The 18253-nt window shown below is 63.1% G+C and carries 18 protein-coding genes; 8 read left to right on the top strand and 10 right to left on the bottom strand.

What is annotated here, in order from left to right; genetic code table 11:
- The first annotated feature begins 227 nt into the window (after window positions 1-227).
- Window positions 228-626: a hypothetical protein gene (locus ACZXDY_RS06725; protein ID WP_028163234.1), complete on the top strand. Its 399-nt coding sequence runs from the start codon at window positions 228-230 to the stop codon at window positions 624-626.
- 65 nt (window positions 627-691) lie between these two features.
- Here the strand turns inward: ACZXDY_RS06725 and ACZXDY_RS06720 are convergent, their stop codons facing one another.
- The 3 genes from ACZXDY_RS06720 to ACZXDY_RS06710 all read right to left on the bottom strand — a co-directional run bounded on the left by ACZXDY_RS06720 (window position 692) and on the right by ACZXDY_RS06710 (window position 4435).
- Window positions 692-1744 carry a glycosyltransferase family 4 protein gene (locus ACZXDY_RS06720; RefSeq protein ID WP_464344940.1) on the bottom strand — a complete coding sequence of 351 codons (1053 nt, stop codon included), beginning with the start codon at window positions 1742-1744 and terminating at the stop codon, window positions 692-694.
- A 103-nt stretch (window positions 1745-1847) separates the two neighbouring features.
- A complete protein-coding gene (locus tag ACZXDY_RS06715) occupies window positions 1848-3092 on the bottom strand; it encodes a glycosyltransferase (RefSeq protein WP_464344939.1) in 1245 nt (414 codons plus the stop codon).
- 788 nt (window positions 3093-3880) lie between these two features.
- Complete coding sequence (locus ACZXDY_RS06710) at window positions 3881-4435, bottom strand: DedA family protein (RefSeq protein WP_464344938.1); 555 nt, start codon at window positions 4433-4435, stop codon at window positions 3881-3883.
- A 137-nt stretch (window positions 4436-4572) separates the two neighbouring features.
- Between ACZXDY_RS06710 and ACZXDY_RS06705 the strand changes: the two genes are divergently transcribed.
- The 3 genes from ACZXDY_RS06705 (at window position 4573) to ACZXDY_RS06695 (ending at window position 6289) form a co-directional block, all read left to right on the top strand.
- The gene (locus ACZXDY_RS06705) at window positions 4573-5526 is read left to right on the top strand and encodes a cation diffusion facilitator family transporter (RefSeq protein ID WP_464344937.1); all 954 of its coding nucleotides are present in this window, start codon (window positions 4573-4575) and stop codon (window positions 5524-5526) included.
- A gap of 125 nt (window positions 5527-5651) precedes the next feature.
- The gene (locus ACZXDY_RS06700; RefSeq protein WP_130229773.1) at window positions 5652-5873 is read left to right on the top strand and encodes a hypothetical protein; all 222 of its coding nucleotides are present in this window, start codon (window positions 5652-5654) and stop codon (window positions 5871-5873) included.
- Between the two features lie 11 nt (window positions 5874-5884).
- Window positions 5885-6289, top strand: a complete 405-nt coding sequence (locus ACZXDY_RS06695; protein ID WP_245287252.1) for a hypothetical protein — start codon at window positions 5885-5887, stop codon at window positions 6287-6289.
- Window positions 6290-6303: 14 nt separating this feature from the next.
- On the opposite strand, the gene ACZXDY_RS06690 is transcribed toward ACZXDY_RS06695, so the two are convergent.
- From ACZXDY_RS06690 to ACZXDY_RS06680, 3 genes are all read right to left on the bottom strand, one after another.
- Window positions 6304-6861: an N-acetyltransferase family protein gene (locus ACZXDY_RS06690; RefSeq protein ID WP_464344936.1), complete on the bottom strand. Its 558-nt coding sequence runs from the start codon at window positions 6859-6861 to the stop codon at window positions 6304-6306.
- 6 nt (window positions 6862-6867) lie between these two features.
- The gene (locus tag ACZXDY_RS06685; RefSeq protein ID WP_464344935.1) at window positions 6868-9225 is read right to left on the bottom strand and encodes an Orn/Lys/Arg family decarboxylase; all 2358 of its coding nucleotides are present in this window, start codon (window positions 9223-9225) and stop codon (window positions 6868-6870) included.
- Between the two features lie 104 nt (window positions 9226-9329).
- A complete protein-coding gene (locus ACZXDY_RS06680; RefSeq protein ID WP_464344934.1) occupies window positions 9330-10481 on the bottom strand; it encodes a DJ-1/PfpI family protein in 1152 nt (383 codons plus the stop codon).
- 271 nt (window positions 10482-10752) lie between these two features.
- On the opposite strand from ACZXDY_RS06680, the gene ACZXDY_RS06675 reads away from it, so the two are divergent.
- Complete coding sequence (locus tag ACZXDY_RS06675; protein ID WP_028163244.1) at window positions 10753-11142, top strand: COG4315 family predicted lipoprotein; 390 nt, start codon at window positions 10753-10755, stop codon at window positions 11140-11142.
- A gap of 113 nt (window positions 11143-11255) precedes the next feature.
- Here the strand turns inward: ACZXDY_RS06675 and ACZXDY_RS06670 are convergent, their stop codons facing one another.
- Window positions 11256-11699, bottom strand: a complete 444-nt coding sequence (locus ACZXDY_RS06670; RefSeq protein ID WP_028163245.1) for a cupin domain-containing protein — start codon at window positions 11697-11699, stop codon at window positions 11256-11258.
- A gap of 63 nt (window positions 11700-11762) precedes the next feature.
- Entirely contained in the window at window positions 11763-12317 is a 555-nt protein-coding gene (locus ACZXDY_RS06665) for a PAS domain-containing protein (protein ID WP_028163246.1), read from the bottom strand.
- A gap of 1019 nt (window positions 12318-13336) precedes the next feature.
- On the opposite strand from ACZXDY_RS06665, the gene ACZXDY_RS06660 reads away from it, so the two are divergent.
- Window positions 13337-14344: an acyl-CoA desaturase gene (locus tag ACZXDY_RS06660; protein ID WP_464344933.1), complete on the top strand. Its 1008-nt coding sequence runs from the start codon at window positions 13337-13339 to the stop codon at window positions 14342-14344.
- On the opposite strand, the gene ACZXDY_RS06655 is transcribed toward ACZXDY_RS06660, so the two are convergent.
- Window positions 14302-15231 carry a class I SAM-dependent methyltransferase gene (locus ACZXDY_RS06655; protein ID WP_028163247.1) on the bottom strand — a complete coding sequence of 310 codons (930 nt, stop codon included), beginning with the start codon at window positions 15229-15231 and terminating at the stop codon, window positions 14302-14304. The two genes, ACZXDY_RS06660 and ACZXDY_RS06655, sit on opposite strands and share 43 nt — an antisense overlap.
- A 270-nt stretch (window positions 15232-15501) precedes the next feature.
- On the opposite strand from ACZXDY_RS06655, the gene ACZXDY_RS06650 reads away from it, so the two are divergent.
- Both ACZXDY_RS06650 and ACZXDY_RS06645 read left to right on the top strand, forming a co-directional pair.
- Window positions 15502-16299 (top strand): rhomboid family intramembrane serine protease, encoded by a 798-nt coding sequence (locus ACZXDY_RS06650; protein ID WP_028163248.1) that lies wholly within the window; start codon window positions 15502-15504, stop codon window positions 16297-16299.
- A 199-nt stretch (window positions 16300-16498) separates the two neighbouring features.
- Window positions 16499-16927 carry a CBS domain-containing protein gene (locus ACZXDY_RS06645; protein WP_028163249.1) on the top strand — a complete coding sequence of 143 codons (429 nt, stop codon included), beginning with the start codon at window positions 16499-16501 and terminating at the stop codon, window positions 16925-16927.
- A gap of 166 nt (window positions 16928-17093) precedes the next feature.
- On the opposite strand, the gene ACZXDY_RS06640 is transcribed toward ACZXDY_RS06645, so the two are convergent.
- Window positions 17094-18146 carry a patatin-like phospholipase family protein gene (locus ACZXDY_RS06640; RefSeq protein ID WP_028163250.1) on the bottom strand — a complete coding sequence of 351 codons (1053 nt, stop codon included), beginning with the start codon at window positions 18144-18146 and terminating at the stop codon, window positions 17094-17096.
- Window positions 18147-18253: the final 107 nt, after the last annotated feature.

Here is an 18253-nt window from a genome sequence, read left to right as displayed (position 1 = left end):
AAAGCGATCCGAAAGGCCATGTCGGGGGTGCTACGCCCGTCCGCGTCGAAGAGACGATTTGGCGACGATTCCACGTCCGATCGAACGGGCTCCCGGTAACCTACAGCATGATCCGGAAAAGTGGAGACCGGTTTTCCGAAGAAGATCATGCTCAAACAAAGAGCGAGAGCGGGATGACGGTTCGAAGAAAAGTCATCACGCTTGTAACCATTTAATCGGAGAGTCTCATGAGAACCTTCAATCGATTGGTGCTGTCAGTCCTTCTCGTCACGCTATCGGCCGCGACCCAGGCTGCGGATTTGAACGGAGCCTGGACGATCGACGCCTCGGCCTGCGGTGACGTGTTTACCAAAGAGAATAACAGGCTTGCTTTCAAGCCGGATGCCGATCTCCACGCGGGCGGCATCATCGTCCAGGGAAGGCAGATCACCGGCACATTTGAAAAATGCACGATCAAGTCGTTGCACGATGATGGATCGAATGTGCGAATGATTGCGGCGTGCTCGGACGGCGTCGCGATTTCGGACGTAGAGTTCGACGTGAAAATCTCCGGAGAGAACAAGATCACCCTCAGCTCCAAGCAGCCGGTGCCGGTGGAAATGCCGTATGTTCGCTGCTCCATGTGAAGTCGGCGCGGCGGCGAAGGTTGAACGACGAGCCGGGCGTCCGTCGCAAGACACCCGCCCTGTGCTCACTGGGCTGCAAGGCCGTAGGCGGGCTTCATTCGCGCGAGCGCTTCGTAATGACGGAGATATTCCTTCGCCATCCGCTCGGAGGTGAACCGCTCCTCGAACCGCGCGCGCACTTTGCGGCGGTCAAGTTCGCCGAGCCGGCCGATTGCCTCGATGGCTTCAGCTTCGCCGTCCACGACGAACCCGGTGATTCCGTCGTCGATCACCTCCGGCACCGAGCCGGAGCGGAAAGCGATGACGGGGGTGCCGCAGGCCATCGCTTCGATCATGACGAGGCCGAACGGCTCGGGCCAGTCGATCGGAAACAGCAGCGCCGAGGCGCTGGCCAAAAATTTCTGCTTGGTCTCGTCATTGACCTCGCCGGTCAGCCGCACCTTGTTGCCATCGATCTGGGGTTCGAGCCGCTCCTTGAAATACGCGCGTTCGCCGCGCGGCACTTTCGCCGCGATACGAAGCGGCATGTTCGCGGCGCGCGCAATGCGGATCGCGACCTCAGGCCCTTTCTCCGCGGTGAGCCGGCCGAGAAAGGCGAGATATCGGCCTTCGTCGAAGGAGGGACGGAACAGGTCGGCGGGCAGCCCGTGATAGACGGTGCCGATCCAGTTGGCCTCGCGCAGCGCCGTGTTCTGGTTGTCCGAGATCGAAACGTAGGGAGCCTGGGGAAACAGGCGCGCGACATCGGCAGGTCCCGGAAGATCCAGCCGTCCGTGCGTGGTCGTGAGGAAGGGCACGCCGAGGCGCTTCAGGAGCGGCAGCGGCAGCCAGTCGATGTGAGCGTGGATCACGTCGAACTCGCTTGCGCGCCGCGCGACGGATTCCAGAAGCACCGTCTGGGCCGCCACAGGGTCGACGCGCGGCCGGCCAAGCCGCAAGGCGCGCGGGCAGGCAGGCACTAGCTCGGCCAGCGTTTTTGAATCGCCGCTGGCAAACAGCGTCACCTGATGTCCGAGCTTGACCAGTTCGTCGACCAGCCACGCCACGACGCGCTCCGTGCCGCCGTAAAGTTTCGGGGGAATGCTCTCAGCCAAAGGCGCGATCTGCGCAATCCGCATGTTGCGTCCGACTCCAGCAACCCCCGGGGTCCGCCATCAAAATTCCGAAGCGTCAACTGCACGAACCAGATGCCGTTCCAGCGCTTACCGATATTTTCGGGAATTATTGGCAAACCGGCCGTTCGTAGCGCGTGAGCAGATCGAGCCAGTCCTCCAGCAGGCGGCTCATCAGAAATTTCTCGCGCACGGTTTCCTTGGCGCGTGCGCCGAGGCGCTGGCGCAACTGTGGATCGTTCAGGAGTTGCACCATGCGATCGGCGGCCTGGTCCACCGTGCTGACCAGGAAGCCGTTCTCGCCATCCGTGATCTGGTGGCGGATGCCGCCGACATCGCCGCCGATCACGGCGGCGCCTTTCCACATCGCCTCGGTCACGGTGAGGCCGAATCCCTCGCGTGTCGATTTCTGCAGCACCACGGCGGAGTGGCGTTGCAGCGCATTCACCAGGATCGGATCATCGACAGCGAGCACAATGACGCGATCGTCGATCGAACGCTTGATGGTTTCGAGAATGACGTGGCCTTCGGGATCGTCGCTCGCATTGTTGCCGACCAGCACAAGCGTGCAGTCCACCTGCCGGCGCGCTTTCCGGTGCGCCTCGATCACGCCGATCGGGTCCTTCCACCGGTCGAAGCGCGAAATCTGCGTCACCAGCGGGCGATCGGTCGGGATGCGATGGTACTTCAGCGTGTCCTTGATCTCCTGCTCGGACAGTTCGGCATTCTTGGCGGAAAACGGATCGATCGCCGGCGTCATGAACCGCTGATCGGTGCCGAGGGCTTGCCCGTATTCCGGCAGCGAGAAGATGGCGGCGTCGTACGGTTCGACGAACCCACGCAGATAATCCCACACCGGCGGGTGAGGCGAGGAGAGATCCACGTGGCACTGCCACAACCATGGCATCTCCCGCTCGGCAAAGTGTCGCACCAGCGGCAGCGGCTGCGGATCATGCACGATGACCGCATCGCATTTTTCCAGATGCAGCCTGGTGGCATTCTCGAACACCACCTCTTCGTAGATCGCCTTTTCCTGTTCGGAAAACTCCAGCTCCTGTCCCTGCAATGCATTGTGCAGCTTCTTGGTGCAGGCGAAGAAGCCCGGCGTACCCTGCACCAGATGCCAATCGGTCTCGATCCCCATCGCATTCATCATCAGCGTCAGCGGCGTGAGGATTTCCGTGACTCCGCCGCCGTAGAAGGTCGAACTGATATGCGCGACCTGCATCATGCGCACGCGGTCGGCCTTTCGTTCGATCCGTTCCGCCGTCGCGGCGCCGATGAGCGGCGCGTAATGTTCGAGTGAATGCAGACCGAGAGTCGAGCGATCGATGGCTGGGGGGAGCAGAGACATAGCTGCGCGCACCTTGGCTGAAGAGTTGAACCGCATCATCTTCCGATCGCGCTTCAGGCGTGCCTTGCGCGCTGGCCTTCAACTGCGGCTGCAGCGGCGACGTTCCAACCACGTCAGCAATTTTATCGAGCTATGCAACGAGCTATGCAAAAAGTGCCCGTCGGGCAAATCACTCGAAAGTCTGTCCATCCCTCTTGGCAAAAATATTCAGCTTCCGTCGTCGGGCAAATCAGTGATTTAACTCCGCGCGTCTCACGCGAATGAGGGGCGGGTCGCGATCGTCACGAACGTTGCGGTGAGATGCGGTGGACGCGATTGCTGCGACAGACGAACGCAGCTTCTCGCGGACGGCGAAGTCGTGTGGTCCTGGCGCCCCGACGCTGGCGCTAAGCTTCGTGCGAATAAGTTCGCACTAGGCGACGGTGGCAAGAAAGCCCGGTCACCGGGGAGAGCGCGAAGTAAGCCGTAACGCCATCGCGCAGGGAAAGCCGGAATGCTTCGGTTGAACCTGTGGTCCTACCCCCGTGCTTTTTGTTGCACGGGACCCACGGGTGCAACCAGCACCCGGCTTTCCCTGCGCCCTCTGTGTTTCGAGAGGGCGGAACGTGATGCAAAGCTCGGACGCAAAGCGCCGCGAGAATGCGAACGCACATCCTCTCGCTGTTTGAAATTTGTATCGGAACTCACCACCCGTCATTGCGAGCGGAGCGAAGCAATCCATGCCTCCGCAAGTGGCGAGATGGATTGCTTCGCTCCGCTCGCAATGACGGCGTCAGCGAGCGCGCCGCTCACCGCCAAAACCGCTGCAGCACATGCTCCCACAGCCACGCCCACACGATTCCGCCGATGTCGCCGAGTTGCAGCAGCACCGCGACCCAGATGAACGCCGAGACGAAATTCGCGATCTGGAACGGCTGCTGCGGCATCCGCAGCATGCCGGCGACGATCGGCACCGAGGCGCGCAAGGGGCCGGAGAAGCGGCCGATGAAGATCGCGAGCACGCCCCATTTCTTGAGGAAGGCCTCGCCGCGCACCAAAAGATGCGGGTGCTGTGAGAACGGCCACATCCTGGCGATCGAATGCTTGAACTTGCCGCCGATCCAGTAGGACAGCCAGTCGCCGAACGCTGCACCAAGCGCGCCGGCGAGGAGCATCGGCAGGAAGGCGATGCCGCCGCTCCGCATCATCGCGCCGATGGCGACCAGCACCGCCCAGGCCGGCACGAGCAGCGAGAGGAAGGCGAGCGATTCAGCGAAGGCGAGGGCGAACACGATCGGCGCCGCCCAGGCGCGGTGATCCCTGACGAACTCGACGACATGCCGGGCGGAATCTTCGAGGGACATCGTACCGCCGCTTCCGATCCGCCTTCGCCGTCACCGCCACTAGAAATCCGCGATGGGGAAGCCGGTTCCAGGAACATCACTCTAGCCTGCGGAACGCGTTGCGGCATCCGCAGTTTGGAATTGCGGTAAAGAGAACCATGGCCCGGGTTTCGTCGCGATCAAAGAAAATTGTCTATGCGGCCCTGGCGGGCAATCTCCTGGTCGCCGTGACAAAGTTTGCCGCGGCGCTGTTCACCGGCAGCTCCTCGATGCTGAGCGAAGGGGTGCATTCGCTGGTCGATACCGGCAATGAAGCGCTGTTGCTCTACGGCTACCACCGGTCCAGCCTGGAGCCGGATGCAAGCCATCCGCTCGGCTATGGCCGCGAGCTGTATTTCTGGAGCTTCGTGGTCGCGATCCTGCTGTTCGCGCTGGGCGCCGGCGTCTCCCTCTATGAGGGCGTCTCGCATGTGATGACCCCGATCCCGATCGAGAATGTGATGGCGAGCTATGTCGTGCTGGCGCTGTCATTTCTGTTCGAGGGCGCCTCATGGTGGTTCGCGCTGAAGGGATTTCGCGCTTCCAAGGGCGGCAGCAGCTATTTGGAGGCAGTGCGGAAAAGCAAGGATCCGCCGTCTTTCATGGTGCTCTTGGAGGATACGGCCGCGCTGGTCGGCATCTCGGTCGCCGCGCTCGGCATCTATTTGTCGGTCCGCCTGCAACGGCCCGAAATCGACGGTGTCGGCTCGATCCTGATCGGCCTGGTGCTGGCGGCAACCGCCTGGCTATTGGCTCGCGAAACCAAGGAGCTCCTGATCGGCGAACCCGCACACAGTGCGATCAACGCATCGATCGTGGCGCTCGCCGAGAAGGAGCCGTGCGTTGAGGGCGTCAACGGCGTCACCACCGTTCACCTCGCCCCGGACCAGATTGTGGCAAGCCTCAGCCTGGAATTTTCCGACGAATTGCGCACTCCGGACATCGAGCGCTGCGTCGAGGCGCTGGAGAAGCGGATCCGCGCGGCGCATCCCGAAGTGGTCTCGCTGTTCATCAAGCCACAAACCCGCCACCGTTATGAGGCGGTGCGCCGCGGCCGGTTCGGCGGTGGCTAAAATTGAGGCGATCATGCCGGCGTGCGAAATCGAAAGGTCTCTCGCGACTTTGCACTGGCGCTGTCGGAACTTTCGCCCTAATCTCTCATTAGCTTTGCAGTTTCATCCAGCAAGGGAGTGCGGGGATGGCGACGCAAATCGTGATGGATCACACTGGCGACAGCCGGCACAATTTCAATCCCGCCGACGAGAAGGCCCTGCGCGAAGCGCAACTGCGCTTCGACGCATTGATGAAGAGCGGTTACACCGCTGCGGTGCGGGACGTGTCGGGACAGCCGACCGTGGTCCGTTCCTTCGATCCGAAGGCCGAAGAGACGCTGTTCTATCCGCGACTTGTCGGCGGCTAGGCCGGTCCGTCATGTCCGGCAGGCTGTCGCGGGCGTTCGCCGAGGCCGCGCGGCTCTCGCGCGCGGCTTGGCGGCGGTTCGTCGAATATTGCGTACTGGATGACAGCCAGTCGCGCGGTCTGGCGCTGCTGAAGGAATGGCTGACGCCCGAGCAGCTCGTGCAGTACGAGACGAGCGGCTATTTCGACGTCGTTGGCTGCCACTCCGGCAAACGCTACCGGATCCGGCACGGCACCGGCATGAACATCTATGAATTGGACGAACTCGGCCGGCTGCATGCGGGCTGGTGTTTCGTGCCGAGGGATACGCTGGTGGCCGGCGACGTCATGCTGGCGCAGAAGATCGCGCTCGAGGCCAACGAGCGCTCGGCGCTCGCGGTGGCGCGGAGCTTCCCCGTGCGCTGGCGGCCGACATAGCCGGCCGTCGCAGCTTAGCGTCGCGACAGCGGGGCTGGTGGCGGCGGCTCGGTGGTGCCGGGGCCGAGCGAGCGCTGCACCATCACGGTGTCGGCCCAGCGGCCGAAGCGATAGGCGACGCCCGGCAACAGGCCGGCGCGGGCGAAGCCGAAACGCTGATGCAGCGCCAGCGATGCGGCGTTGTCGCTGTCGATATAGCCGATCATCTGGCGAAAGCCGGCCGCCGCGCACGCGTCGATCAATTCGCCGAGCAGCAGGCGCCCGATGCCGCGGCCGACCTGGTCGTGACGGACATAGATCGAATGCTTTACCGCATAGCGATAGGCCGGCCGCTTCCGAAACAGCACCACATAGGCGTAGCCGACCACCTCGCCGTCACGAGTCGCGACCAGATGGGGCAGGCGATGGTTGCGGAAATTCTTGCGCCGGTCGCGGAAATCATCCGGCTCCGGCACTCCGCTGTCCTCGACGCTGTCGTCGACGCCGCGCCTTATGTGGCGGCGGTAGATCGATAGCATGGCTTCGACATCGGCCTCGCGCGAGGCCCTGACGATGATCCGCTCTTCGTTCATCGGCCGTCACTCGGAAATCACGTAGGTGAACAGGCGCACGCGGCCCGCATCGTCGATTTCCTTGTAGACGCCCTGGATCTCGACCTCGAAGCCCGGGAACGCATTGAACGATGCCTCGAACATCTTGAGGTAATCGATCATCGGCCGCGTCTGTTCCGACAGCCGTTCACCGGGCACGATGGTGGCGATGCCGGGCGGGTAGACCACGAACGGCGTCGCGGCGATGCGGCCCGAAATTTCGCCAATCGGGAGATAATCGACGTCGTTGCGCACGAGGTAGCGTGACGCTTCGCGCGGCGACATCGCGATCTCGGGCAAATGCTCGGGCAGGAATTGCTTGCGCTGCAGCGCGCTCACATCGGCCGCGCGGAAGAAGCGGTGCATGTCGCCGCAGAGGTCGCGCAGGCGGACACCGGCATAGCGGGCAGGCCGGCGGCGGAAGAATTCGGGGATCACGTCTTCGAGCAGCGCATTGTCGTCATGCAGTTTCTTGAAGGCGACGAGCCCGGAGATCAGCGTCCCCGCCTTGCTCGCCTCGACGCCGGGGGTGAGCAGGAAGAGCAGGGAGTTGAGGTCGTTCTTCTCGGCGACGATGCGGTTCTCCCGCAGATATTGCGCTACCACCGGGGCGGGGATGCCGTGTTCGGCACACGCACCCGTGGCATGATCGAATCCCGGCGTGAGCAGCGTCAGCTTGTTCGGGTCGGTCATGGCAAAGCCCGCCGTCATCTCCGGGAAGCCATGCCAGCTATCGCCGGGCTTGAGCTGCCAGAACGCAGGGTTGGTCGCGAGCTGGTCGGTAGAGATGGTTTCCCAGGCGACATTGTGCGCCCCGCCTTCGCGCGCGACGTCCGGGATCATCACGCGATCCGGCACGAACGGCTCGAAGAACCAGCGCCGCTCGGGACGCGCCTCGTTCTCCTCGAACTCGCGGCGGGTGGCGCGGATTTTCTTGCGCAGCTCGATGCCGAGCCGGATCGTGTCGTCCCACAGCACCTCGCCGGAGCGGCCCTTCATCATCTGCGCGCCGACGTCGAGCGAGGCGAACAGCGGATAGAATGGCGAGGTCGAGGCGTGCTGCATGAAGCTCTCGTTGAAACGCCGGTGCTCGACCCGGCGCTTCTGGCGCTTGATGTGGCGGTCGCGGACATGGATCTGCGAAGCCTGCGAGAAGCTGGCGAGCTGCTTGTGGGTCGATTGCGTGGCGATGATGCCGGGCGCCTCGGGGCCGAGGTCGGCAAGGCCCATCGCGAAGCGGCCGGCATAGATCGGATGGAACTTCATGAAGCCGGCCCAGGCTTCGTCGAACAGGATGTAGTCGCAGAGATGACCGATGCGCTTGAGGATCATTTCCGCACTATGAATGGTGCCGTCATAGGTGCACTGCTCGACCACGGCGACGCGGAAGGGACGGGGCCGCTTCCAGGCCTCCTTGTCCTTGACCAGCGGATGGTTGCGGATGCGCTCGCGCAGCGATGTCTCGTCGAGCATGTCCCAGCGCATCGGCCCGATCAGGCCCCAGGCGTTGCGAACGGTCGGCACATAGACCGGGATGCCGCCGCCGAGCAGCAGCGCGCCATGGTGGGCGGCCTTGTGATTGTTGCGGTCGAACAGCACGAGGTCGCCGTCAGTAACCAGCGAGCCGAGTGCGACCTTGTTGGAGGTGGAGGTGCCGTTGAGCACGAAATAGGTCTTCTCCGCGCCGAAGATCCTGGCGGCTTCCTTCTGCGCCCGCAGTGCCGGGCCCTCATGGGTCAGGAGGTCGCCGAGGTCGAGCACGGAATTGTCGAGGTCGTCGCGGAACACGGCTTCGCCGAGATGTTCGACGAACACGCGTCCGATCGGGCTGCGGCTGTAGAACACGCCGCCATTGTGGCCGGGGCAGGTCCAGAGCTGGTTGCCCTCTTCGGCATAGTCGACCAGCGCGCCGAAGAACGGCGTCTTCAGCGTCTCGGCATATTGCTTGAGGCGGCTGATCAAATTCTTGGCAATGAACGGCGGCGTTTCCTCGGACAGGAACACGTAGCCGTCGATGAAGTCGAGCACCTCGACCGGCAGGTCCTCGAACCGCTTGCGGCGGATCAGGAGGATGATCGGGAAGTCGAGGCCGCGCCGCCGCATCAAATTGATCAGCGATGCGGTCTTGCCCTCCAGCCCCTTCTTGCCCCAGTCCACCACCATGCAGCCGATCGCCGCGTCGGTCTGCACCGCGATCTCGGCATCCTCGAGCTTGCGGGCGCGCACGACCTCGAAGCCGGAGCGCTGGATCTCGTCGATGATCTGGTTGAAGCGGATGCCCTCGAGATCCTCCGGATCGAATACGGGCGCCGCGAACAGGAAGGTGAAGCGTCGGAAATAGTCCATCGGTGTCCTCGAAATGATCCGAGCGAGAAGTCGGCACATTTCGTGACAGGCAGATGACGGTGGCGCCCGCGGGGGAAAATTGTTGGTGGCGAGCCGACGCCGCTTCAATCCGGTGCGCGTTGCCTCGGATATTCGAGCTGCATGGCGACGAAATCGGCCGTGCGATCGCCATAGCGTGCTTCGATCCGCAGCAAGGTCTGGTCCAGCGCCTGCGCCGGCGCCAGTGATCCGACCGGTTGCAGCAATCGCTCGGCGGGCCACTGGGCCGCGACCTGATCGGGCAGGATGCGCAGGCCGTTGCGGCTTGGCTGCGCCTCCGCCGTCGCGGCAAAGGTCACGGTGCGCGAACGATAGGTCCGCGACCAGGCGTCGGCGGCGAGCGCGAGCGAGACTTCGTCGATGCCGGGCGCAAGCGCGATGCCGAGCTGCTCCTTGTTCCAGAACGCGAGCGTGTTCCCGATCGCCGTGAGCGCGAACGGTCGTGTGAACTGGAACGCGCCGCTGTCGTGGCGGGCATCCCAATGGGGCAGGCCGATGTCGCGGGCAACGGCTTCTGCCTTCTCGCGGCCGGCGATCGCTTCGACCAGCGTGAGCGACATCGGCATCGAAGCTGTGATCCCCGTTGTGGTCGCAACGCTTTGGTCGACCACGATCCTGCGGTCCCTGATGTAATGGATCGTCGGATGCTTCTCGCGCAGGTCTTTCAGGGAGTACCAATGCGTCGTCGCGCGCTTGCCGTCGAGCAGTCCAGTACTGGCGACCACCATGGTGCCGACGCAGACACCGATGACGATCGCGCCCTTTTGCGCCTGTTGCCTGATCCATTGCACGACGACCGGATCGTCGTCACGGCTCATGGCGGGGACGATGACATAGTCGGCGCCATCAGGGTGCTCGGCATCGAACGCTGCGATGGTGGCATCCGGCTCGACCTTCAGCACCGGAAACAGCGTCACCGGTCCGGGTCTCGTCGCAAGCGTCACCACGTCGGCGACGTCGGCGCGCTTGAGGATGCCATAGGGCATCAGATAGTCGGTGGTTTCGGTCTGCTCATTGATGCCGACGATCGCGATCAGCGGTCGCTGCCGCTTCGGCGGCTTCAACGCCGCGATGGTCGCATCACCCTCCTGGCTTGCGATCGGCGGCGCGTTTGCAGACGCAGCTCGCGAGGGCAGCGTCAGAAGCCAGCCACCACCAATGGTCAAGAAAAGCGCGGCGGCGGCAACACCGCCCCACGCGAAAAGCCGCCAGTTCATTGCTTACGTCGCTCAACGAATTCGTCACCTCGCCCCCTCCGCGCAACTTACTCGCTCACGCCGCGCTCCGAAATGACGCAAATCCGGCAAAAACCGACACAGGGGGCAATGAATGGACAGGGGCGGATCGGTGAATTTCGTCGAAAGCCACTTGCCGAATTATTCCCCTCGTCAAGCAGACGTAGCGAAAAAATTCCTCGTGCTCTCCGGCGGAATAGAACGCGCCTCCGTATGTCCTACTCATGCAAGCTATTTCCTTACAGGAGCTATCATGAAGAACCCATCGATTGGTTTCGCACTCGCCACCGCCATTTCCCTGGCGACGGTCTCCGTGGCGTTTGCCGCACCGCCGACCAAGACCGGAACCACCGCGAAGGGAAGTGTGCTGACGGATGCGAAGGGCATGACTCTCTATACCTTTGACAAGGACACTGACGGCAAGTCTGCCTGCAATGGTCCTTGCGCGACAAACTGGCCGGTGCTGAAGGCTGAGGCGAGCGACAAGGCGGGCGAGGGCTACACCATCATCACCCGTGATGATGGCTCCAAGCAGTGGGCCTACAAGGGCAAGCCGCTTTACACCTTCGCCAAGGATCAGAAGCCCGGCGACATCACCGGCGACGGCTTCCTCAACGGCGCCTGGCATCTTGCGCAGCCGTGATGAGCTGAGCTCGCAATAATGCGAGAGGCGGATCAGCGCAGCATGATCCGCCGTTCACGCTAGTTGGCTTGCACACCTGCCTCGCGCGGGGATGCAAAGAAGTCGGCGGGCCGTTATTTCGTGTGTCCCCACGCCTCGTCCCAGTCCGCACCAGCCGCGTCGACGACGCGGCCGTCGGCCTCGAAGAACTTGTTCGGCACCTGGAAGATCGCGAGGATCAATCCGCCTTCGGGGCACCAGGCGACGTGGCGGCTGCCGGCCTCACGCCAGATGAACTCGCCCGCTTTCGCGGCAATGCCCTGCGCCGGGCCTTCCTTGTCGACCAGCGAACCCTCGATGACATAGGTCTGCTCGATATTGACGTGCTCGTGGTCGGGCAGCACCGTACCTGGCGCAAAGCGCATCAAGGCCGTCATCAAGCCGGTCTTGCGGTCGAACAGCAGCGTCTTGGCCTCGCAGCCAGGGAAACGGGTCTTTTGCCAGTCCATTTCCTGCGGGCGCACGAGATGGGAATGCGTGTCGGCAGTCTGATGCGCCTGCGGCGTAGCAGCGTCCATGGCGTTCCTCCGGTTTCGTTGAACCAAAGGGATGATAGCCGGATCGCGCAGCCGCGTCAGCGGTTACCGCAGTCCCTCATAGACCATGAATCCGCGCGCGATCGCGAGCTTTCGCAGCGCGCGCGGCACAAATCTTTCCGGCGGGTGCAGATAGCGCCACGAGGTCAATGTGAAATCGGAGAGCGTGGTCGCAACGGTCTCGAATGGTGCCAGCAGTCCGGTGAGGCTCACCGGCACGTGCGCGCGGTTGTTGAAGGGAAGGAGCAGCAATTCGAGATGCGCCGGCGTGCCGGCCTGGCTCGAAGCCGTGACGCCGGCGACGGCGGGCAGCATCTCCTCGGCGACAAAGGCGACGACATCCTCGACCTGGCGGCGGCTCTCACCGGTGAACAGCTCCGAAAAGCTCTTGTCCTTGAGGTCGCGGCCGAGCAGCGCGCAGACGCGCGTGCCGGCGACGCGAAAGGGAAAGCCCGCCTCATGCTCGTAGGACAGCACAAAAATGTCGCCGAGCCGCTCGCGAACGGCCTCGGGATCGAGGTCGCAGCGATCAGGCGCGCGCGCGTTGCCACGCGTCTTGTCCCAACAAGCGAAGAATTCGCGGCTTCCCGGATGCTTCATTCAAGAACCTTGCCTCGCGCTCGCTGCGCCGGGACACATCTGTCCCGGTTTTTGCGCAAGCGCATTCATTCTCAGTAGTGCAGGGGAACTTTTGCAGCGTCCATGCCGCGGCCACGTTTTCGCAAGCTTTCCGGCAGCTTTGCGGCGTTAACGTTAAGTTAACTATGAGCTTGGCGCCGCCCGCATGCCCCTCTACTGTCCGCTCATTCCCGTTCTTGCCGGCCGTTCTCCAGGGGCCGGCGGGTTGGTACACAGGTGGCGTCGAACAATCAGGTCATCGGGCGGGGAGGGGTGGGATGTGCTCCCGTTCCCTCTGGGCGCGACAAGACCGACAGCAGCAGAGGGCGGGCCTTCTCAGGGCTCGCCCTCAATGCCTTTAGCAGGCGTTATCTGCTTGATTTTTCCCTGACTTTCTGGCTTCGATCCTGGCTCCGTTTCCGGTTTGGACCGCCGTTTTCCAGAACGCCTTCTTGGCGGGAACCGATCTCGGGAACGCCCAGATGACCTTCGCCCCGTTCCGGACGTACCGGGTACTGCGCCGTTGTCGGTGCGGCGCTTCAGGGGGCAGGCGCACACAGTTGGGAACGTGAGTGCCTCCACACAACCCAGCAACGACACGTCTGTTCGTACGACGAATTGGAGCGCCGTTCCAAGCGGATCTATAACCTCCGAGACGAAGACGAGCTGTGAGCGACATCTCGAAGGCCGTCGAGTTTGTTCTGGAGAACCAACAGGACGCGGTGCAGTGCGGCCAGATGCCGATCTAGACAATCTACGAGCCGCAGATTGTGGAGAGCTGGGTGTGGGCACGCTAACGTGGCGGGCGTTCCGTTGAACGAAATCTGCCATCTTCGATAGCCAAGGTGGGGAATTGAACGATTCGGTGGCTTGAAGTGCCACGCGTCAAGTTGAAGTTATTCTAAGAAGCTGTAGCGCACCCGGAACCTGCGACAAGTCGTCGAGAGCACAGCGCGACACAAAGCAGCGTGACACCGAGCGCGCTTCATGCGAACACTCAAATGATGGACACATCGGAGATATATCCTGCCGCTGAGCGCCGGTGGCCGCCCACGATTGTGATTGGCCGCACGCCCAGGGGGCCCGTTCTGCGCATCGAGCTGCTGCAGGTCCTGTCGATCCTCAGTCTCGTCCTGGTGGCGGCGGGCAGCATCGCAGGCGTATGGTGGTTCTCGGTCCACGGCATCACCTGGTTTGAGCCTTTGCTGTTGCTGTCCGTGACCTTCGTCACCGGCCTCGGCATCACGCTCGGCTACCATCGCTTGTTCTGCCATCGCGCCTTTGTCGCCCGTGCGCCGCTCGCGGCGGCGCTCGGAATTCTTGGTGCGATGACCATGCAGGGCCAGATCCTGGGATGGGTCTCGATCCATCGCAAGCATCATCGATACAGCGACCGGCCCGGCGACCCGCATTCACCGCGCCCGCGCGGAGCCGGGATTGTCGGCGCCATCCGAGGCTTCTTCCAGGGCCATGTTGGATGGGTGATGTCCGACGCCTACTGCGTGTACGTCGACTACGTGCGCGATCTACGCCGTGATCCGGTCGTTCGCTGGGTCGATCGTTGGTATTGGCTGTGGGTTGCCACCAGTTGGATCATACCCGGCTTCATCGGTCTCGCCTGGTACGGGACGATGGATGGATTCTGGGCCGGCTTCTTCGCGGGCGGTCCGCTGCGCACACTCTGGCAGCTCAATTGCACCTGGGCGGTGAATTCGATCGCGCATCGTTTCGGCCGACGGCGCTTTGAGACACGCGAGGACAGCCGCAACAGCGCGCTGGTCAACACTCTCACCATGAACGGCGAGGGGCTGCATAACAACCATCACGCCTTCCCCTGGTCGGCAAGCTTCGCGCTCTTCCCGGGCGAGATCGACCCCGGCTATTGGGCGCTGCGTGGTTTCGAGGCCATGGGCTGGGCGACAAAGGTGCGTGTGCCTGCCCAGCACCTCGTTGCAGCGCGGGCCGCTCAGCCGACGACCGATCCCTTGCGCTCGAGCACCAAGCGATAGAGCGTCACGGCGCCGGCGAGATAGGCGTCCAGGCACGTCTTGAGATTATGCATGTAATCGCTCACCATCTCGCGCCCCACGAGCGCAACCAGATCGGCCTCCTGGCTCCGCAGATTCCTTAACCAGGCTCGCAGCGTGTAGATGTAATCGCGCGGCTTTCCTTCGAGATGCACGAGGTCAAACCAGCGTTCGCTGGCGAGCAGCATCTCACTGGCGTGAGGCAAGTTGCCCTCGAGCCAGAAACCGTCGATTCCGCTTTGGCTGATGTGGCGGGCCTCGCTGCCGAGCTCGATGTTGCCCCAACCGTTGACCTGGATCGAAGCCCGGCCACCGACCCTGAGCGTGCGGGCGCAGAACTCGAAGAACAGACTGTAGGCCTCGATACGCTGCTGACGATCCGCCGCCTTGCCGGCGAAGTGCTCCATCGCCTCGAGGCTCACGATCGCGTCAAACGGGCGATTCGACTGATAGTCCTGCCAAGCCGAAATCTCGGTCACGAAGTTCCGCGGGGCGTAGCTTCGCACGTACTCGGCCTGGTTGTCGGCAAGCGTCAGGCCGACATAGTCGATGTCCGGCCTGCGCACCATCAGCCGCTTGATGAGGCTGCCCCAGCCGAACCCGACGTCAAGCACACGCTGCGCGCTGTCCGCTCCAGACATATCGATGTGCCAATCGAGCTTGCGCAGTTGCGCCGCCTCAAGCGTGTCGCGATTTCCGGGCTCGTTCCAAATGCCAGCCGAATACGCAAGATTGGGCCCGAGAAACCGCTCGTAAAGCCGCGGCTCGCGGTCGTAGTGGGCCTGAATCTCGGCTTTCGACGCCCCCAGATTGGGGATTGCCGCCGCGGAGGTTTCGAGAATGGTGTCGGTTAGGCGAGTGCTGGCCATCACAGCTCCAGGAAATCAAGGTATTCGAGAGAGTACCCCAAACTATGATCGGCTCATACCCCACCGCAACCCTTGGCGATCACGTGCGGGATGAGCGCTGGTTGGGGCCAAGGCCGCCGGTTTTTCTAGAATCGTGGAATGATTTCAGGGGTAGGCTAGCATTCTCAGGGCCCGCTCTTATTCTTTCTTACCTGTGCACTTGCACAATGCGGCCAAAGCCGCCTATCTGGGATGATCGCCCATCCGCGCCGCGCTAAGGTCATCAGTCCCTTGGAATCGCAGTTTGAACCTCCGCAAGATGCGCCGCCGGATCGTCCGCACGAGCCGATCCTCACCTTGCCTCCGGCGCTGACCGCCTACATCGCGCTGATCGCGCTCATCCACTTGCGCGTGCTGCTGCCGCCGGAGTGGGAAAACTGGACCATCGACGTCTTCGGCTTCATTCCGAAGCGCTACGATTCCACGCTGCTCAACATCACCTTCCCCGGCGGCGAGGGCGCCAAGGTCTGGACCTTCGTTACCTATTCGCTGCTGCACGCCAACCTCACCCATATCATTTTCAACGTGCTTTGGCTGTTGCCGTTCGGCAGCGCGCTGGCGCGGCGGTTCGGCGCGCTGCGCTTCTATCTGTTCATGGCGGTCACGGCGGCTGCCGGTGCGCTCGCGCATCTCCTGACGCATGAGCATGCGATCGCGCCGATGATCGGCGCATCCGCGTCCGTCTCCGGCACCATGGCGGCCGCGATCCGCTTTGCCTTCGTGAAGGGCAGCTTCCTCTCCTTCAGCCGCGGCGACGCGGAGGCGGCGGCAAAGGTGCCGGCGCTGTCGCTGTCGCGCGCGCTGCGCGATGGTCGCGTGCTCGCCTTTCTCGCGGTCTGGTTCGGCGTCAATCTCATCTTCGGGATCGGCTCGATCGCGATCGGAGCCGACGGCGCCAGCGTAGCCTGGCAGGCGCATATCGGCGGGTTTCTGGCCGGGCTCGTGCTGTTCTCGTTGTTCGATCCGGTGCCGCGGGAACGCCGTCATGCTGCAGATGCGTTGTCGCCTGACGGACCGGACCGCGTCTGATAGCCGCTTGCGGCTGAGGGCGATTTCATCCATCATTGATTGAAAGTTGTGACGCAAGCTGCCGCCTCTTGCGCTGCATGATGGCCGCGCTTGTTGCCCACCGCGCCGGAAACGAAAACTGCGCGGAACTGTTGATTGAAGACTCGCGAACGATGTCGCGCCTCCTGGTCGAGGCGCGGCAGGGATTCAGGAGGCGGCAATGACGGTACGTTCCATTCTCGATTCCAAGGGTCATCAGATCACGAGCGTCCCGCCGGACGTGACCTTGACCGATGCGATCAAGACACTCGGCGAGCGCAAGATCGGCGCCGTGCTGGTCATGAAGGAAGGCGGCATCGAAGGCATCTTGTCGGAGCGCGACATCGTTCGCGTGCTCGGCGAGCGCGGCGCCGGCGTGCTCGAGGAGCCCGTCAGCGCGGTGATGACGCAGAAGGTCGTCAGTTGCCGTCCGTCCGACACCGTTGCCGGCATCATGGAAATGATGACGCTCGGAAAATTCCGCCATCTGCCCGTGCTCGAGGACGGTCGCGTGGTCGGCTTGATCTCGATCGGTGACATCGTCAAGCGCCGGGTCCAGGAATACGAAGCCGAGCAGGAAGCGCTGCGCGACTACATCAAGACGGCCTGAAATCTAGAGCTTCGGTTCTGATGGAATCAGAACCGAAGCTCTAGGTTTTTGTCTTGACGCGTTTTCTGCGCAGATAAGTCTACGCAATCTGCGTAAACTTGATTGCTATGCGAACCGGTGTCCACCCTCGGATCAAGTCCGAGGGCATGCTTCGCTCGAAAACGCTCTATTCCTTGGTCTCGTCGGGGGCTGCGCCGGTAGCCGTAGTCGCTGCCGGCGGCACCAGGATGTCGATCGCCTCCTGGATCGACTCGATCGCGCGCTCGGCGGCGCGAACGCCATGCGCGATCAGCTCATCCGCGCGATGGAAATCGAACCATCCGATCTTGCCGACCCGCGGCGAGATCAAGAGGTCCGGCGGATCGCCGGCGAGCCGCGCGCGGGTGATGCGGTCCTGCATGATGTTGAAGGCGTCCACCATCACGGTCGAGATGCCGGGCCGCGTGCCGCTGCCGAAGAATTCGCGCTTCATGGTGCGCTCGGCCGAGAAGAACTTGCCAAAGCGTCGCTTCGGCGGGACCGGGTCCGGAACGACTTCGGGCACGACGGTGACCTCGGTCGGCTGGCCGTGCGAATAGATCGTCGTGGAATGGTTGAAGACGTCGCTGGAAAGATTGGCGGCGATCACGATCTCCGCGCCAAAGGCCCGCGCCGCCGAGACCGGCACCGGATTGACCAGCGCACCGTCGACCAGCCAGCGGTCGCCGACCAGGACCGGAGCGAAGATGCCGGGCAGCGCGTAGGAGGCGCGCATCGCATCGACGACGCGGCCGTGGGTCAGCCAGATCTCATGGCCGGTCCGCACCTCGGTCGCGACGCTCGCAAACTTCACCAGCAGATCCTCGATCTGGGTCTGGCCGATCGAGGCTTCGAGCTCGGCGGCAAGCTTGGTGCCGCCGATCAGGCCCGAGCCGTTCAGGCGGATATCGAGATAGCCGAAGATGTTGCGCGGCTGCAGGCTGCGCGCCCAGGCTTCCAGCGTATCGAGATGGCCGGCCGCGTAGGCGCCGCCGACCACGGCACCGATCGATGTGCCGACCACGACATTCGGAATGATGCCGTGCGCGATCAGCGTCTTGACGATGCCGATATGGGCAAAGCCGCGTGCGGCGCCGCCGCCTAGCGCCAGCCCGATCACGGGCCGCCGCTGGGCGCCAAGGCCTAGCTTCTCGGAGCCATCGGCGCTCTTCTGGCTCCGGCCCATCCAGCTATCCAACACTCTGACTTCTCCTGCCGACGCGAGATTAGGCTCCGCGACGAGGCGCCGCCAGAATCGTTCGCATGCATGGTTTATGCCCTAGGAGCATAGCGCGTAGGGAGGGATTG

It is taken from the genome of Bradyrhizobium sp. LeoB3 (assembly GCF_055456055.1).
The sequence above is the reverse complement of the archived record's forward strand: the minus strand, read 5'-3'. Positions and strand labels throughout refer to the sequence as shown.

Bases quoted from the DNA above. Each gene is read 5' to 3' on its own strand.
- ACZXDY_RS06725 (WP_028163234.1), top strand. From the start codon at position 228: ATGAGAACCTTCAATCGATTGGTGCTGTCAGTCCTTCTCGTCACGCTA.
- ACZXDY_RS06720 (WP_464344940.1), bottom strand. From the start codon at position 1,744: ATGCGGATTGCGCAGATCGCGCCTTTGGCTGAGAGCATTCCCCCGAAA.
- ACZXDY_RS06715 (WP_464344939.1), bottom strand. From the start codon at position 3,092: ATGTCTCTGCTCCCCCCAGCCATCGATCGCTCGACTCTCGGTCTGCAT.
- ACZXDY_RS06710 (WP_464344938.1), bottom strand. From the start codon at position 4,435: ATGTCCCTCGAAGATTCCGCCCGGCATGTCGTCGAGTTCGTCAGGGAT.
- ACZXDY_RS06705 (WP_464344937.1), top strand. From the start codon at position 4,573: ATGGCCCGGGTTTCGTCGCGATCAAAGAAAATTGTCTATGCGGCCCTG.
- ACZXDY_RS06700 (WP_130229773.1), top strand. From the start codon at position 5,652: ATGGCGACGCAAATCGTGATGGATCACACTGGCGACAGCCGGCACAAT.
- ACZXDY_RS06695 (WP_245287252.1), top strand. From the start codon at position 5,885: ATGTCCGGCAGGCTGTCGCGGGCGTTCGCCGAGGCCGCGCGGCTCTCG.
- ACZXDY_RS06690 (WP_464344936.1), bottom strand. From the start codon at position 6,861: ATGAACGAAGAGCGGATCATCGTCAGGGCCTCGCGCGAGGCCGATGTC.
- ACZXDY_RS06685 (WP_464344935.1), bottom strand. From the start codon at position 9,225: ATGGACTATTTCCGACGCTTCACCTTCCTGTTCGCGGCGCCCGTATTC.
- ACZXDY_RS06680 (WP_464344934.1), bottom strand. From the start codon at position 10,481: ATGAACTGGCGGCTTTTCGCGTGGGGCGGTGTTGCCGCCGCCGCGCTT.
- ACZXDY_RS06675 (WP_028163244.1), top strand. From the start codon at position 10,753: ATGAAGAACCCATCGATTGGTTTCGCACTCGCCACCGCCATTTCCCTG.
- ACZXDY_RS06670 (WP_028163245.1), bottom strand. From the start codon at position 11,699: ATGGACGCTGCTACGCCGCAGGCGCATCAGACTGCCGACACGCATTCC.
- ACZXDY_RS06665 (WP_028163246.1), bottom strand. From the start codon at position 12,317: ATGAAGCATCCGGGAAGCCGCGAATTCTTCGCTTGTTGGGACAAGACG.
- ACZXDY_RS06660 (WP_464344933.1), top strand. From the start codon at position 13,337: ATGATGGACACATCGGAGATATATCCTGCCGCTGAGCGCCGGTGGCCG.
- ACZXDY_RS06655 (WP_028163247.1), bottom strand. From the start codon at position 15,231: ATGGCCAGCACTCGCCTAACCGACACCATTCTCGAAACCTCCGCGGCG.
- ACZXDY_RS06645 (WP_028163249.1), top strand. From the start codon at position 16,499: ATGACGGTACGTTCCATTCTCGATTCCAAGGGTCATCAGATCACGAGC.